Source organism: Stieleria neptunia (assembly GCF_007754155.1).
GTDB lineage: Bacteria > Planctomycetota > Planctomycetia > Pirellulales > Pirellulaceae > Stieleria > Stieleria neptunia.
The window spans coordinates 2,647,903-2,663,623 of record NZ_CP037423.1 but is presented as its reverse complement, the minus strand read 5'-3'; the positions used below and the strand labels follow the sequence as shown (position 1 = coordinate 2,663,623).

The window sequence follows — 15,721 nt, the reverse complement described above, 5'->3', positions numbered from 1 at the left end:
GCACGAGGCAATGATTCGACTATGAATATCCAGAGTTTGCTTGAGCACCACGGGATCGTCCGCAATCCGTTTGCCGAAGAAGACGCCCAGACGGATCAGGTGTTCAAGGAACACTGCATTGCCAACGCCTACCATCCCGTCTGGGACAAGGTTTACGGCGATCCCAAAGAACCGTCGACCGCGATCGTGTTCGGCCCCAAAGGATCCGGCAAGACCGCGATGCGGTTACAGATCCGGCGGCACCTGCAAAAGTTCAACCAAGAACATCCCGCCGAGCGGATCTACACGATCGCCTACGACGACTTCAATCCGTTCCTGGATCACTTCAGTGAACGATTGAGCCGACGCACCAATCGCAAACCGGAACGTGTGCTCAAAGAATGGAAGCTTTGGGACCACATGGATTCCATTCTGTGCCTGGGCGTCACCAAGCTGGTCGATCAAATTTTGAAAGCCGACCACGTCGACGACGGGATCGACCGCCAGGCACTCTCGAAGCTGGACCGCACCGCCTCGCGTGACCTACTGCTGTTGGCCGCCTGTTACGACCAATCCAGCGACGGCTCCTTCATCGATCGTTGGAACGACCTGCGGCGCCACCTCGGGTACAACAACGTGGTGGCAAAGATCAGCTGCTGGTTCGCATGCGCGTGGAGCGTGATCGTCGCCTGTGGATTCGTCTACCTGATGTTCACCGGGTCCGGTGGCGGGGATGCCGCCGCGGCCGAGGGCGGCGAAGCGGTGGCGGCCAAGACGGTTTGGGATTACCTCTGGCTGGCGCCCGTTTTGATGTTGATCGGGTCGGCGCCGTACTTGGTGCGTCTGCTGAAAACGTGGTGGGCGGCGTTTCGGATTCGTCGACACATGCGCGTCGGGAAACGGGAAATCGGAACCACGCGCAAGCTGCTGCATTGGATTCCGATCAAAGAGCTGGCCAGCCAGCCCTTGCCGCGTTACGACCGGACCGACGACCGCTACGAATTGCTCAACAAGTTCCAGTCGGTGATCGACCGTCTCGGTTACTGTGGCATGATCGTGTTGATGGACCGTGTCGACGAACCCCACATGACCGGGGGCAAGACCGAACTGATGCGTCTGTTCGTCTGGCCGCTGCTGGACAACAAACTGCTCAAACATCCGGGGATCGGATTCAAATTGATGCTGCCCCAGGATTTGCACCGGGACATGGAACGCGAGTCGCGCGACTTTCACGAACGCGCCCGATTGGACAAGCAAAACGTGATCCCGTCGTTCCAGTGGACCGGCGAATCACTCTACGATCTGGCCCGCGCCCGCATGATGGCCTGTGCCCAACCCGGGCAATCCCCCGAGCCGAAGGATCTGTTTGCGGATTTGGATTACGCGCGAATCATCTCCGCATTTAACTCGCTGCGTGTGCCCAGGCATCTGTTCCGATTCCTGTATCGTGTCTTGGTCGATCATTGCAATCGGTACACCGATTCCAACCCCGAATACAAGATTCGCTCGGAAACCTTTGAAACCGTGCTGGCCGTTTACAGTCGCGAAGTCGATTCGAATACGTTGTGAGCGATCCAGTGCAGCGTCCCGTCCAGGATCCAGCACAGAGCTCGGGCGGACAGGGCTCGGGCGGACAGGGCTCGGGCGGACAGGGCTCGGGCGGACAGAGCTCGGGCGGACAGAGCTCGGGCGGACAGGCGGCGGCGACGTGGCAAAGCAAAGCGGCCATGATCGTGCCGCTGCTGGTGTTCTTTGTGCTGGCCGCGGCGATCGACACCAGCCCGGTCCGCGACGGCGAGACCATCAATGCCCAAGCGTACTTGATTTCCGTCCTCGCTCGGGTCGTGGCGATGTCGGCGCTGATGCTTTGGTTCGGCAAAGAGGTCGTCCGTCAGTTTCCGTTGACGATCGATCGCTGGGGATGGATCGTCGGCATCGGCGGCGCGGTGCTTTGGATCGCAGTCTGCTCGCTCGATTTGGAACGCCAGCTGATCGAGACGATTGGACTGTCGGACGATTGGTTACCGCAACGCGAAGGGGTCAATCCGTTTGCGACCTATCAGCCGGGTTTCGAATTGGTTGGTTTTTTGATGGTGCGTTTCACCTTGCTGGCGGTTTGCGTCCCGATAGCAGAAGAACTGTTTTTGCGTGGGTTTGTGATGCGGGCCTTTGAAGCCGAAAACTGGCCCGCGCTGCCGCTGCGTGAAATCGGCCGCACCGGTCTGATCATCGGAACGGTGTACGGAATCGCGACCCACCCGGCAGAGTTCATTGCTGCGGCGCTTTGGTTTTCGTTGGTGAGTTGGCTGATGGTGAAAACGGGAAAGTTTTGGAATTGTGTGATCGCGCACGGCGTCACAAACTTGATTTTGGGCATTTACGTCTGTCTGACCGGCACCTGGCATCTCTGGTAGCGATCATCGCCATGCAATTAACGACCCGCGACCGCCAAGACGAATGGATGGACGAACCGGACATCGATTCGGACTTGCACGCCGATGCCTTGCGAGGGCTCTCTCGCGTCAATCGGCTCAGCGGTGCGGCGCGTTCGATCTGGAAACCGATTGCCGAGGTGGCACGGGGGCGGTCGGAGGGGCCGATTCGCGTACTCGATGTCGCATCGGGTGGCGGTGATGTCGCCATCGGGATCAAGCAACTGGCCGATCGCGAGGGTTTGGCGATCGACGTCGTCGGCTGCGACATCAGCCAGACCGCGGTGGAATTTGCCGGGGAGAACGCGAAACGCCGGGGCGTGGACGTTACGTTTGTCCAGCAAGACGTACTCGGCCATGATTTACCCTCGGACTTTGACGTCGTCTATAGTTCACTGTTCCTCCATCACCTCGAATCGGCCGATGTCGTTCGGCTGCTGCGTTCGATGCGGACCGCGGCACGACACCGAGTGGTGATCAGTGACCTGCTGCGTTCGCAGCTGGGCTACGTCTTGGCCAAGTGGGGCATTCGGCTGCTGACGACCAGTCGGGTCTGTCACGTCGATGGTCCGTTGAGCGTGCGTGCGGCGTTGACGATGGCCGAAGCGATCGAATTGGCGTCGCAAGCCGGGCTGACGCCGATCCGCATCAGGCGGAAATGGCCGGAGCGATTTTTGATGGTTTACGACACGCAAACCAGCACGCGATGATCCCAGCCTTGGCAGCGACGACGACCCGACATCAAGCGTCTCAGGAACGCTGGGACGCGGTGATCGTGGGCGCCGGGATCGCCGGTTCGTTGTCCGCGTTGGGGCTGGCGCGGCGGGGCCGCAACGTCTTGCTGATCGAACGAGCGACATTCCCGCGTCACAAGGTTTGCGGCGCCTGTCTCAACGGCGACGCCATCGCCGGACTGCGCAGCGCCGGGGTCTGGGACAAAATCGAAGCACTCGGCGGGCACTGGCTGAATCAGTACAGCATTCGAAGCGGATTGAACCGGGCGAACTTAGAACTGCCCGGCGGCCATGCGGTTTCGCGTTTCGCGATGGACCACGCCTTGGCCGAGTCCGCGATTGCGGCCGGGGCACAGTTTTTGAGCGACACGGCGGTCACGATCGGCAACGACTCGCCCGACAGTCCGACGCGTTCGCTGCAGGACAACGACGGCCACCGCTATCAGGCTTCGGTCTTGATCGCCGCCAACGGACTGGCCAGCAAACCGGCCTCGGGTGATCCCGACGACCGGCTGGTCGTGCCGGCGGACTCGCGGATCGGTTTGGGCGCCCATTGGACGCAATTGGACGACCCGCGAGAACCGATGCATTTGTCCAGCGGCGTGATTTACATGGCGATCGCGGAAACCGGATACGTCGGCTTGGTGGTCACGGAGAACCAGGTCATCAATCTGGCCGCCGCGGTGGATCGGGCCGCCGTCCAGACGTCCGGCCCGGCCCAGGTCTGTCATCAAATCCTGCATTCGTGCGGCTGGGATCTGGCCAAGCAGCTGCAATCGACACATTTCCGAGGAACACCGAACCTGACGCGTCGCCGCAAGATCGCGGGGGGGCACCGCCTGTTCTATGTCGGTGATTCGTCCGGTTACGTCGAACCGTTTACCGGGGAAGGCATGGCGTGGGCGATCCGCGCGGGGTTGGCCGTCGTGCCCCGGGTGGATGCCGCAATCGACCGCTGGAGACCGGATTTTCCGCAGCGCTGGACCGACGATTTGAAACAGACCTTGGGAAAGCAGCAGCGACGGTGCCGGATGATCTCCCGGTTGCTCCGCCACCCGGTGCTGGTGCGTCACAGCGTCGGCGCCCTGTCTCGATTCCCCCGATTGGGCCAATTTGCCGTCCAGCAGATCCATCGCGAGCGGCCTGTCGACGGAAGCCCGCCGATCGGGGGCGAGTGATGATGCCGCAGGAGGCCTGAGACGCGCGGTTTGGCCGGATTGCCGGCTGTTTTGGCCGGCCCCGGGTCCGACGGCCCATTTTCGGCTTGCCCGCGATCGTGAATTTGCTAGGCTTTGGGGCTCGCAGTTGGCCGCGCCAAAGCGCCGGCCCCAGACATCCATTCACAATTGACTCAAGGCCGATCAAGTCGGCGCAAACTTTTGGAGAACCGACTAGGTGGGTACCAAGAAGACCGGGAAAGGGCGACGAAAAGTAGGACGAAAGAAACGACGCATGCGCAGCAAAATTCGGCATCGCAAGAAATAGACGCCTGCGGTGATGACAAGTGAACAAACGGCTTCGATCGGTATCGGAGCCGTTTTTTCGTGCGCGGCCGGGTAGTTTCAGGTTTCAGGTTTCAGGTTTCAGGTTTCAGGTTTCAGGTTTCAGAACGCTCCCACTGGGAGGGTTCAGCGTAGCGAGGAGAGGATTTTCATTGCTGCGAGGGAGGCGACTCTGACCAGCGACGTGAACACCGCGATTGACCGTTCGACCTCCCCTCGCTTCGCTCGACCGTCCTGCCGGAAGGGTGGCTTCACATTTTGCCACACATGTAGACCCCCACGGGCTTGGTTGTGGTCGGCCCGCCTGGCCCTTCCCAGCTGTGATCGGTTTGACACCAGTCGGGCGCTGGACGTCGCAGCCCTGCATCGTTCTTGACGGATTCCTGGCCCAACCTCGTCTCGACCGGGTGATTGGCGATCTTGTAGGATGCGGCCTGTCGGTGTCGCGATTGCTCCAATTGCGACGCGCCCTGTTGTTCCCTTGCTACAAGAGACTGGTTCTACCCGGATGGGATTGTACGAACGTGATTACGGCCGCGAGGATGAATCGCCCTGGGATCGGCACCTGCGGTCACAATCCCAGTTGCCCAAGAGCATGACGGTCATCTTGGTGATCATCACCGTGGCGGTGTTTCTGGTCGACGTTTTCACGGCCAAAGCGGTCGGGCAAGGCGTCACGGTCAGCCGCTTGATGCCCTGGTTCGGATGCTGGAAAGAAACGCTGCTGCAACCCTGGATGTGGCACCAGTTCCTGTCCTACGGGTTTCTGCACTCACTCGAGACGCCGTTCCACGTCGGATTCAACATGTTTGGTCTGTTCATCTTCGGCCGGTCGGTCGAAGATCGGATGGGCCGCTACGAATTTCTGCGGGTTTACCTGGTTTCGATGTTTCTGGGCGGTGTCGCGGGCTGCCTGACGTACTGGGTGATGGGCGTGCCATCGGGCGTTGTCATCGGTGCCAGCGGCGCGGTCAGTGCCGTGACGATCCTGTTCGCCTGCTATTACCCCGACGCGAACATCCTGTTGATGTTTGTTTTTCCGGTCAAAGCTTGGGTGGTCGCCGTTTTCTTTGTGATCAGCAACCTGTTCGGGTCTTTGTCGATGCTGTCCGGACCGGTGGGCCAAGACAGTGGCGGGACCGCATTCACCGTCCACTTGGCCGGAATCGCATTTGCCTTGGCGTACCACTACCAACGCTGGAATCTGAGCTGGCTTGATCTGTCCAAGTACCGAAATCGCGTCGGCCGATCGGTCAAACGGACCAAGCTGAAACTGCACGACCCCGACGCCAAACTGCGTCAGGAAGAAGACGACGTGGACCGCATCCTGGCCAAAATCCATGCTTCCGGTGAAGCCAGCCTGACGCGGGCCGAACGACGCACCCTGGAACGACACAGTCGCCGGAAACGCGAAAACCGCAGCTGACCGCTGCCGTGGCCCGTTGGCTTCCCCATCGGCCGGGATGGGTCCTGGCCGGTCGGATCATGTCAGGCCTCGTCTTGGCCTACACACCCAAACCATCACCCAGAGGGTTCCCAATGAGTTCACCACCCGTTTCATTCAGGCTTCCAAATTCCACTCGCACGCTCTCCGGCCTACCGCTCGTCGCACTTCTCAGTGGGCTACTCAGCGGGCTACTCAGTGGCCTGCTGGTTGCCCCACCGGCGTTGGCGGCAGACCGTGACCAACCACTTGCCGTCGGCGACAAGGCGCCTGATTTCGAATTGCCGATTCAGGGACAGAACGCCTACGTGACGCTCTCGCAGTTGAACGAGCAGGGTCCGGTGGTGGTCGTCGTCCTGCGGGGCTATCCGGGATACCAGTGTACGATTTGCAAACGACAAGTCGGCAGCATCATCAATCGAGCCAAGGCACTCTCCGCGGCATTGGGTGGCAAACCGAATCGTGTGGTGCTGGTCTATCCCGGCAATGAATCCAATGCGGAACTGGATCGACTTGCCAAGCAATTCATCGGTGGGCGGAGGATCCCCGATCCGCTGGTGATGGTCCGCGACCCGGGAATGGAGATGGTCCAATCCTGGGGACTTCGTTGGGACGTACCTCGCGAGACCGCCTATCCGGCGGCTTACGTGATCGGTGCGGGACGGCGCGTCGAATGGGCCAAAGTCAGCGATTCACACGCCGGTCGCGCCTCGGTCGAAGACATCTTGAAGGCGGTCAAGAATCTTTAGGATCAAGTCGCTAGTGCTTTGTCAGCTTTCAATTTTCGAGCCTGCGTTTGTCCAGCGGAAAAGGGGTCAGGTACCAAAAACCAAATGGCCCGCAGGGTGCTTCGCATTTTTGGTACCTGACCCCTTTTCCGCGGTACCCTAAGAATAAAAGTTGACGAAGCACTAGCCAATGCATCCCCTCGGACCCTACACGTCAACAGCGCGCGAGTTGCTGAAGTCAACGGCAGTCAGGGCTTTGGACCTGGCCTGATCTCCTGTTCCATTCCTGTTTCATTTCTTTCTTTCCCATTTTCCGGCGCCCGCCATGCAGGTTCGAAAAGCAGTCATCACCGCTGCGGCCCCCAATCAGAATCGTATCCCGACCCAGCAACTGGTCGATTGCCAGGGGAAAGACAAATCCGCGTTGCAGCTGATCCTTGAAGAGGTCCTCTCCTGCGGCGTCGAAGAGATCTGTTTGGTGATCCGCCCGGGCGATCAACGGTCCTTCGAACAGGCCGCCGGCGATCTGGTCGGCAGCCTGCAATTTGTCGAACAATCCGAACCGGTCGGATACGCCGACGCGCTCTTGCGTGCCAAGGGGTTTGTCGCCAAGGAGCCGTTTCTGCATCTGGTCGGCGATCACTTGTATTTGAGCGCGTCGAACCTCTCGTGTGCGATGCAGTTGGTCAACGTGGCCTCGGAGTTTTCTTGTTCGGTCTCGGCCGTCCAATCGACGCGTGAAAACAACCTGCCCTACTTCGGAATCGTCTCGGGCACGCGTGTGCCGCGAAAGGACGGTGTGTTTGAAGTCCAACGGGTGGTGGAAAAACCGACCCCGACACGGGCGGAGCAAGAATTGGTCACGCCGGGGCTTCGATCCGGTCACTACCTGGGCTTCTTCGGTATGCATGTGCTGACCAACGACATCATCGCCGCGTTGGAACACGTCGTCGCGGATCCATCGATCAGCAAGCCGACGTTGTCCGATGGGTTGGACGTGCTTCGTTCGCGACACAAGTACATGGCGTTCGAAGTTCGCGGGACGCGTTACAACTTGGGAATCCCTTATGGGTTGCTGATTTCGCAACTGGCGATTGCACTCTCGGGACGCGATCGCGACCGCATCTTGACCGAGTTGGTGGACTTGTTGGCACAACGCAATGCCGTTGCCGTCGACGGGGGCCGTGACGCATGAGCAATCGATTGATTGACATCATTCGGTCGGAAGACGATTCGCTTCGGCACCGTTCCCTGGAATCGGTCGTCGCCGACGCGGACACGCCACAACTGCTCGAGCATTGCCGACAGTTGGACGCCTACCGACGGACCGAAGACAACCTTTACTGTCGCGTCCGCGCCCTGTTCTTTCTCTCGTCGATCCACCGATACCATCTGCCGGATCGACTCGAAGGGTGCCTTGCCGATTCGGCCGCACGACGCGCCGACGGCCTGATTCCCTTTAGCGGTTACGAGCATCTGCTGTCGCGTCGCTTCGGCGAGGCGATCGATGAGTTTCTTCAGACCCAAGAAACATCCGGGCCCAGCGATGCGATCTCCAGCGCGTTGGCCCAAGCATATCACCAGCTGGGTTTTCAAACGCTGGCCGACCAAGTCCGCAAGAGCGTCCGCACGGTCCGCGGCAATCAGTGGATGTTTCGACTGGGGCACCCCATCGACCATCCGCTGCGGCTGCGGCGTGAATTGCTCGACGGCGATGAACAACACGGTGTGATGCCGTTGCTGTGTGAAACGACCGCAGTCCGCATGGACCTTTCCCACAGCGCCTGGAGCGACATTTTCTTTTTGGGGATGGATTACCCCGAAGGCGCGCGGGTGTTGAACATTTCGGTCGACCTGGGTGTGCGTGGTCGCGACGATCATCCCAGCCCGCCGATTGAAACCTACCTGCGGGTGATCGACGAGCCGGTGTTTCGATTGGCCAGCGTCGACTTGGCGGCAACCGCCGACGTCACGACGATCGGCGAGATGTTTGATTTTGCCCGCGATTATTTAGGCTTGTTGAAAGCGGCTGTGATCGCTGCCGGCATCGTCCCGCCGGGGCTGGAAGGCTGCGGTCGACCGATCAGCGAATTGTTGACCCAACTGGTCGGCCCCGGCAAAGGTCTGGAATTGGTCTCCAAGATCAACGACATCCCCAAGGGCTCGCGGCTGGCCGTGTCGACTAACCTGCTCGGTTCGCTGATCTCGATTCTGATGCGCGCGACCGGACAGATCGAATCCCTGACCGGCGGATTGACCGAACCGGAGCGGCGATTGGTGGCCGCCCGGGCGATCCTGGGTGAATGGATCGGCGGCAGCGGAGGCGGCTGGCAGGATTCCGGAGGGGTCTGGCCGGGCATCAAACTGATTTGTGGAACCGATGCCGCCGAGGGTGACCCCGAGCACGGCGTCAGCCGCGGGCGATTGATGCCGGTCCATGAGGTCTTTGATCGCAAACGGGCGAGCGAGCGAACCCGCCAGAAATTGCAGGACTCGCTCGTCTTGGTGCACGGCGGCATGGCGCAAAACGTCGGACCGATCTTGGAAATGGTGACCGAGCGTTACCTGCTCCGCAGTGAAGCGGAATGGATCGCCCGCGGAGAAGCGATGTCGATTCTCGATGAGGTCGTCGCGGCGATCGAGTCCGGGGACATTCGCAAGATCGGCCAAGCCACGACTCGTAATTTCCAAGGCCCGCTGCAAACCATCATTCCCTGGGCCACCAATCGATTCACCGATCGACTGATCGACGCCTGTCGTGACCAATACGGCGACCAGTTCTGGGGCTTTGTGATGTTGGGCGGGATGTCCGGCGGTGGCATGGGGTTCCTGTTCGATCCGTCGATCAAAGCGGAGGCGAGCGATTGGCTGCAATCCAAAATGATCGAGGTCAAGACCGAGCTGCAGACCGCGTTGCCGTTCGCCATGGACCCGGTCGTTTATGATTTTTCGATCAACGACCACGGCACCTGGGCGGAACTGCGAACCGGCGGCGATGCGATCATGCCCGATCGCTACTACCAATTGGTCTTGCCCGGTTTGCTGCGAACCGCGCCCCGGGATTTGTCCCCCAACCGGCGCTCGGAACTGCAGTCGATCGCGCGGCGCTGCGCCGAGGGACAGATCGCGACGACCGCCTCGTCGAAACTGTTGCAAAGCGTCCTCCCCCACGACGAATCCAAGCAGCGTTCCGGCGCCTCCTTGCATGATCTGTTGCACTCCATCGGGTTCGACGCCGAACAACACGAACAAATCCGTGCCGACCTAAAGAACGGTCGAATCGGATTGTCGCAAAACCGGCTTTCACCGAGCACGACGATTCGCGATGTCGCCCCGGAACATGTCACCGACGTCCGCCAAGGCTGCTCGGCGAAAGACATTCAGGCAGGAAAGCAGGCGATCGCCGACGGACAAGTCGCGGTCGTGACACTGGCTGCGGGCGTGGGAAGCCGCTGGACCGAAGGCGCCGGCGTTTGCAAGGCGCTGCACCCCTTCAACCGGTTTGCCGGCCGTCACCGAAGTTTTCTGGAGGTCCACCTGGCAAAGACGCGTGCGACCACACGCGCGCTCGGCGGACGGATTCCACACGTGTTCACGACCAGCTACTTGACCGACGCCCCGATTCGACAACACCTGCAACAGAACGATGATTTCGGATTCGATTGGGGTGTCGAAGTTTCCACCGGCAAGAGTGTCGGATTGCGAATGGTACCGACCGTCCGCGATTTGCATTTTCTGTGGCAGGAAACGGCCAGCCAGGTCTTGGATCAGCAACAGCAAAAGGTGCGCGAGAGTGTTCGCGCGGCGCTGATGAATTGGGCCAAAGCGACTGGCGAAGCGAGTGACTATACCGACAACGTCCCCAACCAGTGCCTGCATCCGGTCGGTCATTGGTACGAAGTACCCAACCTGCTGCGCAACGGAATGCTGCATCAATTGCTGCAAGACCAACCGTCGCTTCGCTACCTGTTGCTTCACAACATCGACACGCTGGGTGCGAACGTCGACCCCGGCCTGTTGGGGATGCATATGCGGAGCGGCGCGGAACTGAGTTTCGAAGTCATCCCCCGTCGCTTGGAAGATCGTGGCGGCGGACTGGCGCTGGTCGGCGGCCGGCCCCGATTGGTCGAAGGACTCGCGATGCCGGACGAACGCGTCGAATTCGATCTCTCGTATTACAATTCGATGACCACCTGGATCGATCTGGACAAGCTGCTGCACACGTTCGGACTGACGCGGGCGGATCTGGTCAATCAATCCAAGGTCGATGCGGCGGTTCGTCAGTTGGCAAAACGATTGCCCACCTACGTCACGCTGAAGGACGTCAAAAAACGCTGGGGCCATGCTCAAGAAGACATCTACCCGGTGGCCCAGTTCGAAAAACTGTGGGGCGACATGACGGCGCTGCCGGAAGTGGAGTGTCGCTTCCTGGTCGTCCCCAAGCGTCGCGGACAACAGCTCAAGGAGCAGGCTCAATTGGATCCCTGGAAACGCGATGGTTCGGCCGACGCGATCGATGCGTTGTGCGATTGGAGCGATTGAGTCGCCGAGGGGGCGTGAGATGGCCAGACAGTCGGTGGCAGAATGATTCGGGGCAGAATGATGGGCACGTAGAAATCCTGCCGGCTTCGCCACCCCATCATTTAATGCTGTGAAGCATTTATTTCTTGTGTGTTTCGCGAGGTTTTAGCGGCAGGGCGCGAGCCCTCCGGTTGCTCATCTTCACCAAAAGACCGGAGGGCTCGCGCCCTGCCGCTAACAATTGCTTCATCGTCTTGCCCCCATCGTCTTGCCTCCATCATTCTGCCGCCGTCACGCCGACGGCTCACCGGCCACTCCCATCGACTGCTTCCAATCCGCGATCCAGCCTCGAACGCGTCGGGCGAATTCCGGCGGGGTTGCCCCGACGGTTTGCAAGCGGGCCGGATTTCCGTCAAACACCATCTGCTCGAGTGTGGCGTCGATTTGTTGCAAACAGCCAGAAAGCCGTTGTAGAATTGCGGCTTGGTCGTCTTGGGAGATCGGTTCGGTCAGCAGCCGTAACCGTTCGACGGATCGATTGATGGATTCGTGTGGCTGACGCAAGCGGACCAGATTTCTGTTTTGAGCTTTCAAACGACACGAATCGATGAAGACACGTCGCAACCGGCAAGACTCATCGAACTGAAACACCGGATCTTGGTCCCAGTACAGACTCAGTTGCCCCCGGGATCGGAATCCGATCACGACGTCGGTTCGGTCCACCCACAGCCTGCCGCGAACCGGCATCGCGGTCCCGTCGCGGAGCAAATCTTCACGGTCTTCGGTTTGCTTGGCCATCAGGAACCAGAGAATGACGAATCAAATTCAGATGCAGCCGACGTTTCGTGTCACCCTTCCATGGGAACGCGAGGAGGCGAAACAGCGGCTTCGCCGCGCGATTGAATCGGACGAACTGTCGGCCCACGCGGAATCGGCCGGGTGGGTGTTCGATTTTCAAATCGAATCGGCAGACAAGCGGTTCTGGTCGCCTCATCTATCGATCCAATTGAACTGTATGGACGAGCCGCAGTCTAGCGAGGCATATTGTCGATTTTCGCCACGGCCAGAAATTTGGACGATGGTGATGGCGATTTATCTGGTCGCGGCCTGCTGTTTCTTCGCCGCGTTGATTTTCGGATTTGTGCAGTGGTCGATGGGCAACCCGCCGTGGTCGCTGGTCGTCGTGCCGATTGCGATCGTCGTGATCGCCGGATTGCACGGGGCCAGCCTGATCGGCCAAGGATGGAGCCGCGATCAGATGGACGTGCTGCGATCGCGTTGGGAGAGAACGGTTGAACTGGCCCGGTCGGAGTCGACGGTGTAGCAACGCACGGAAAATAAGTGGGATAGGCTTCCAGCCTGTCGACGCTGGAATGACAGGCTGGAAGCCTATCCCACACGAAGGATCCGACACTTATTTTCCGTTCGATCCTTAGCGTCACAATTCGGTGACCTGAACGGCATTGCTGTGAAGCATTTTTAGCGGTAGGGCGCGAGCCCTCCGGTGTGTTGGCAAAGAGGAAGAACCGGAGGGCTCGCGCCCTGCCGCTAAAACCGTTAGAAACCCGGGGGGAAAAGGCTTCACAGCGGTGACCTGATCGGGTGTGGATCAAGTCGCTGAATCGGTCGAGCGTTTCAAATGCTCGATCGATGCGCGCGAGGGAGGAATACAAATGCGTGTCTTCGGGTGCTGTTGCTTCCAAGCACCCCACGTGGTGCGCGCATAGGGGTAATCCTCCAGCGGCAAGGCCGCTGACATCTGGCCATACCGTTTGCCGTTGAGCAGGAAGACCATCTGATTGTCGATATCCAGACCGCCGACGTGCAGCGGAATGGGAGATTCCGAGTCGTCTTTCAAGACGCGCACGCAGTCGACCAGAGAACAGTAGGAAACAGAGACCGACGTCTGCTGTCCGAAATGCAAGTTGACGACATGCGCCTTGGGATCCCTCATCTTTTCCAGGACGAACGCGATCGCTCGGTCCTCCACCTCAATGCCGACCACCGGCGTGGAATCGATCAAGTCGACGGCATCGCTTCGTTGAAGCGGCGGCTGTTCGACTCCAGCATGATCCACAGTCATTTTGAGGGGCTTGTGAAATCTGTTTTGCCCAGTGTTTCCGCCAGTGTTTCCGCCAGTGTTTCCGCCAGTGTCTCCGCCGGCGTTCGAGCGGGCATCCGACGCGTGATCTTGACTGGAAAGTAAACCGAGCGCGACGCGGCCGAGCACGAGCCCCACCGAGAGGATCACAACGAAGGTCAAAATGGGGGCAAATTCGGAGGATCGTTTTGACATCTTGTCGATTGAACATGGAGCCGTGTACGTGAGCGGCCTGCGACATCGCGGTCGCAACACTTGGATGGTCCGATTGACCATCCCCCACCGCCCCCTGGTGTTTGTCTAAACGGTCCGAAGATCGTTTTTATACACGGTCAAACGATGTTTTTGAGAAAGAGGGTGTTCAAGCCTCGCTTGGTTTCGATCCTCATGCCGATTGCCTCCATCGAGCCGTTTCCCTGTCACGGACTCATGCCCGTTCGGCTTGTTCGTGCATGATCGTCAGCAAGCGGTCGATCATCGTGCTTTCCTTGTGGGAGACCTTTCCCAGTCCCAGATGCCCGCCGGACGCTTTGGCAACCGTGATCATTTGCTTCTCGGTCAAGTGGATCAATCGATTCGCGGCGTTACGTGACATCTTCTTCAAGATCCCGTGCGTGTACCGTTTCCAGGCATCGATCCCCAATCCCGGGGGTTGTTTTTGCAACCAGGTTTCAAGCACCAGCCAGGCGGTGGAGTCTTCGCGAATCCCCAGCTTGGCGGCCTGGGCCTGAATCACCTCGCGTTCCTCCGAGTCGGCGTGGTCTTCGGCCCAAGCGACCAAGACCAACGGAATGAACCGCAAGCAGATCAACTCGTCGGCGGTGATCCCCAACTTGGAAAGCTCTTCGATCAACTGCGGGTCTTCGACACCGGTGCTGCGAACCAACGCGGCCCGCGACGTCTCCGAACCGGCTTCGGCATGCAGCCGTTGGACGATCCTAGCCTCCAACTCCGCGAAGTAGCGTGCCGCGTGTGACTTTGCGGTCGATGGCTCGTCGGTCATGATGGCTCTCGATTCAACGTGTTGGCGGGTAGGAGAACGTTGATCGCACGGTCGCGGCAACGTCGGCGTCGCGACGTGAACCGCCGCAACAACACCCTCCGCTCGAACGTGCAATTGAAGGGCCAAATCGAGGCGGGAAGAGGGTTTGGCCCGCGTGATCCGGGCGCGTTGTCATGATGTCACACATTGCCGCCCGCCGATCGAGACAAATGGCACACAGTGGGCCGATTCGCACGCTCTAAAGAAATTCGCGTGATCGAGATCGGCGATCTGACGATCGTCTGCAGTTCTGGCATTCGATTTGCTTGATTCGGTTGGCTTGATTGCGAGTTGATCATCACCTCGGAGAATTTTTGCCATGCACAACGTCCTACTTGCCATCGACGGATCGACCCCTTCGATCGAAGCCGCCAAACTGCTCGCCCACCTTCCCCATCCGGACAGCTTGGACCTGACGGTGTTGAGTGTGGTGCAGCGTCCTTTCATCCACAGCAGCTACGCGACGGGCGAGTTGCTGGAGAAGGCGTTTGAGCGCGACAAAGCCTTTGCCAACGAGTCGTTCCGGCAGGTGGCGGAGATGTTCGACGGGGCCAACGTCAAGATCAAGCACGTGATGCGCGAAGGTCCGATCGGTGAATCCATCGTCGAGCTGGCCGGATCGCTAAAGCGGGACTTGGTGGTCGTCGGTGCCAAGGGGCATTCGCAAATCACGCGTTTGTTGCTCGGCAGCGTCAGCGATCACGTCGCGACCCACTCGCCCTGCAGCACGTTGGTGGTCCGCCCCACCGGGCTGCATGACACCGCGCGTCCGATCCGAGTCTGCTTGGCGTATGAGAGCAGCGAATCGGCGGTCTCGGCGCTGGAAGAAATCGCGGAAGTCCCTTGGAAGACGGGAACCGATTTCCATCTGCTGACGGTCGAAACGTATCTTTCGGATTTCATCGGTCAACGCATCGCAGACGAAGGCATTGAGATTTCGTCGCACTACCTGGAGGGTCTCGCCGACGCCAAAGCGCGACTGGCTGACGTGGCACCACACGCCAAAACGCACTTGGTCCAAGGCGATCACGTGGGCGAAAGCATCGTCACGTTCGCCGAAGACAACGCCATCGACTTGCTGATTGTTGGCGAGACGCCGCGGAGCGCCGTCAATCGATTCCTGTTGGGCAGCACGTCGCGGTATGTCTTGCGTCACGCACCTTGCAGCGTCTGGGTCACGCGCAATCGGGCGGTCCAAACCAGTGGCTCTTAACCCCACAACTTCCTCTGATGGAGGG

General features: G+C 59.7%; 13 protein-coding genes. 10 read left to right on the top strand and 3 right to left on the bottom strand.

Annotated features, from left to right (window positions below):
• The first annotated feature begins 21 nt into the window (after positions 1 to 21).
• The 8 genes from Enr13x_RS09305 (at position 22) to Enr13x_RS09270 (ending at position 11,361) form a co-directional block, all read left to right on the top strand.
• Entirely contained in the window at positions 22 to 1,548 is a 1,527-nt protein-coding gene (locus tag Enr13x_RS09305; protein ID WP_145385779.1) for a hypothetical protein, read from the top strand.
• Positions 1,545 to 2,393 (top strand): CPBP family glutamic-type intramembrane protease, encoded by an 849-nt coding sequence (locus Enr13x_RS09300; protein WP_197455892.1) that lies wholly within the window; start codon positions 1,545 to 1,547, stop codon positions 2,391 to 2,393. Before Enr13x_RS09305 ends, Enr13x_RS09300 begins: the two co-directional genes overlap by 4 nt.
• Positions 2,394 to 2,404: 11 nt before the next feature.
• Complete coding sequence (locus Enr13x_RS09295; RefSeq protein ID WP_145385776.1) at positions 2,405 to 3,121, top strand: methyltransferase domain-containing protein; 717 nt, start codon at positions 2,405 to 2,407, stop codon at positions 3,119 to 3,121.
• On the top strand, positions 3,118 to 4,323 hold the full coding sequence (locus Enr13x_RS09290; protein ID WP_197455891.1) for an NAD(P)/FAD-dependent oxidoreductase: 1,206 nt from the start codon (positions 3,118 to 3,120) through the stop codon (positions 4,321 to 4,323). The genes Enr13x_RS09295 and Enr13x_RS09290 overlap by 4 nt, the downstream gene beginning before the upstream one ends.
• An 832-nt stretch (positions 4,324 to 5,155) precedes the next feature.
• Positions 5,156 to 6,073 (top strand): rhomboid family intramembrane serine protease, encoded by a 918-nt coding sequence (locus Enr13x_RS09285; RefSeq protein ID WP_145385772.1) that lies wholly within the window; start codon positions 5,156 to 5,158, stop codon positions 6,071 to 6,073.
• Positions 6,074 to 6,186: 113 nt separating this feature from the next.
• Complete coding sequence (locus Enr13x_RS09280; protein ID WP_197455890.1) at positions 6,187 to 6,840, top strand: redoxin domain-containing protein; 654 nt, start codon at positions 6,187 to 6,189, stop codon at positions 6,838 to 6,840.
• A 304-nt stretch (positions 6,841 to 7,144) separates the two neighbouring features.
• Positions 7,145 to 8,014 carry a sugar phosphate nucleotidyltransferase gene (locus Enr13x_RS09275; RefSeq protein ID WP_145385768.1) on the top strand — a complete coding sequence of 290 codons (870 nt, stop codon included), beginning with the start codon at positions 7,145 to 7,147 and terminating at the stop codon, positions 8,012 to 8,014.
• Complete coding sequence (locus Enr13x_RS09270; protein WP_145385767.1) at positions 8,011 to 11,361, top strand: UTP--glucose-1-phosphate uridylyltransferase; 3,351 nt, start codon at positions 8,011 to 8,013, stop codon at positions 11,359 to 11,361. The genes Enr13x_RS09275 and Enr13x_RS09270 overlap by 4 nt, the downstream gene beginning before the upstream one ends.
• A 270-nt stretch (positions 11,362 to 11,631) precedes the next feature.
• On the opposite strand, the gene Enr13x_RS09265 is transcribed toward Enr13x_RS09270, so the two are convergent.
• Positions 11,632 to 12,138 (bottom strand): hypothetical protein, encoded by a 507-nt coding sequence (locus Enr13x_RS09265; protein WP_145385765.1) that lies wholly within the window; start codon positions 12,136 to 12,138, stop codon positions 11,632 to 11,634.
• Positions 12,139 to 12,151: 13 nt separating this feature from the next.
• On the opposite strand from Enr13x_RS09265, the gene Enr13x_RS09260 reads away from it, so the two are divergent.
• The gene (locus Enr13x_RS09260) at positions 12,152 to 12,664 is read left to right on the top strand and encodes a hypothetical protein (protein WP_145385763.1); all 513 of its coding nucleotides are present in this window, start codon (positions 12,152 to 12,154) and stop codon (positions 12,662 to 12,664) included.
• A gap of 285 nt (positions 12,665 to 12,949) precedes the next feature.
• Here Enr13x_RS09260 and Enr13x_RS37805 read toward each other — a convergent pair whose 3' ends face one another.
• On the bottom strand, positions 12,950 to 13,423 hold the full coding sequence (locus Enr13x_RS37805; protein ID WP_197455889.1) for a DUF3179 domain-containing (seleno)protein: 474 nt from the start codon (positions 13,421 to 13,423) through the stop codon (positions 12,950 to 12,952).
• A 445-nt stretch (positions 13,424 to 13,868) separates the two neighbouring features.
• Positions 13,869 to 14,444: a hypothetical protein gene (locus Enr13x_RS09250; protein ID WP_145385759.1), complete on the bottom strand. Its 576-nt coding sequence runs from the start codon at positions 14,442 to 14,444 to the stop codon at positions 13,869 to 13,871.
• 358 nt (positions 14,445 to 14,802) lie between these two features.
• On the opposite strand from Enr13x_RS09250, the gene Enr13x_RS09245 reads away from it, so the two are divergent.
• The gene (locus tag Enr13x_RS09245) at positions 14,803 to 15,696 is read left to right on the top strand and encodes a universal stress protein (protein WP_145385757.1); all 894 of its coding nucleotides are present in this window, start codon (positions 14,803 to 14,805) and stop codon (positions 15,694 to 15,696) included.
• Positions 15,697 to 15,721: the final 25 nt, after the last annotated feature.

Excerpts from the sequence above, each read along its gene's own strand:
- Enr13x_RS09280 (WP_197455890.1), top strand. The coding sequence starts at position 6,187 with ATGAGTTCACCACCCGTTTCATTCAGGCTTCCAAATTCCACTCGCACG.
- Enr13x_RS09305 (WP_145385779.1), top strand. The coding sequence starts at position 22 with ATGAATATCCAGAGTTTGCTTGAGCACCACGGGATCGTCCGCAATCCG.
- Enr13x_RS09250 (WP_145385759.1), bottom strand. The coding sequence starts at position 14,444 with ATGACCGACGAGCCATCGACCGCAAAGTCACACGCGGCACGCTACTTC.
- Enr13x_RS09275 (WP_145385768.1), top strand. The coding sequence starts at position 7,145 with ATGCAGGTTCGAAAAGCAGTCATCACCGCTGCGGCCCCCAATCAGAAT.
- Enr13x_RS09245 (WP_145385757.1), top strand. The coding sequence starts at position 14,803 with ATGCACAACGTCCTACTTGCCATCGACGGATCGACCCCTTCGATCGAA.
- Enr13x_RS09260 (WP_145385763.1), top strand. The coding sequence starts at position 12,152 with ATGACGAATCAAATTCAGATGCAGCCGACGTTTCGTGTCACCCTTCCA.
- Enr13x_RS09285 (WP_145385772.1), top strand. The coding sequence starts at position 5,156 with ATGGGATTGTACGAACGTGATTACGGCCGCGAGGATGAATCGCCCTGG.
- Enr13x_RS09265 (WP_145385765.1), bottom strand. The coding sequence starts at position 12,138 with ATGGCCAAGCAAACCGAAGACCGTGAAGATTTGCTCCGCGACGGGACC.
- Enr13x_RS09270 (WP_145385767.1), top strand. The coding sequence starts at position 8,011 with ATGAGCAATCGATTGATTGACATCATTCGGTCGGAAGACGATTCGCTT.
- Enr13x_RS09295 (WP_145385776.1), top strand. The coding sequence starts at position 2,405 with ATGCAATTAACGACCCGCGACCGCCAAGACGAATGGATGGACGAACCG.
- Enr13x_RS09290 (WP_197455891.1), top strand. The coding sequence starts at position 3,118 with ATGATCCCAGCCTTGGCAGCGACGACGACCCGACATCAAGCGTCTCAG.
- Enr13x_RS37805 (WP_197455889.1), bottom strand. The coding sequence starts at position 13,423 with ATGACTGTGGATCATGCTGGAGTCGAACAGCCGCCGCTTCAACGAAGC.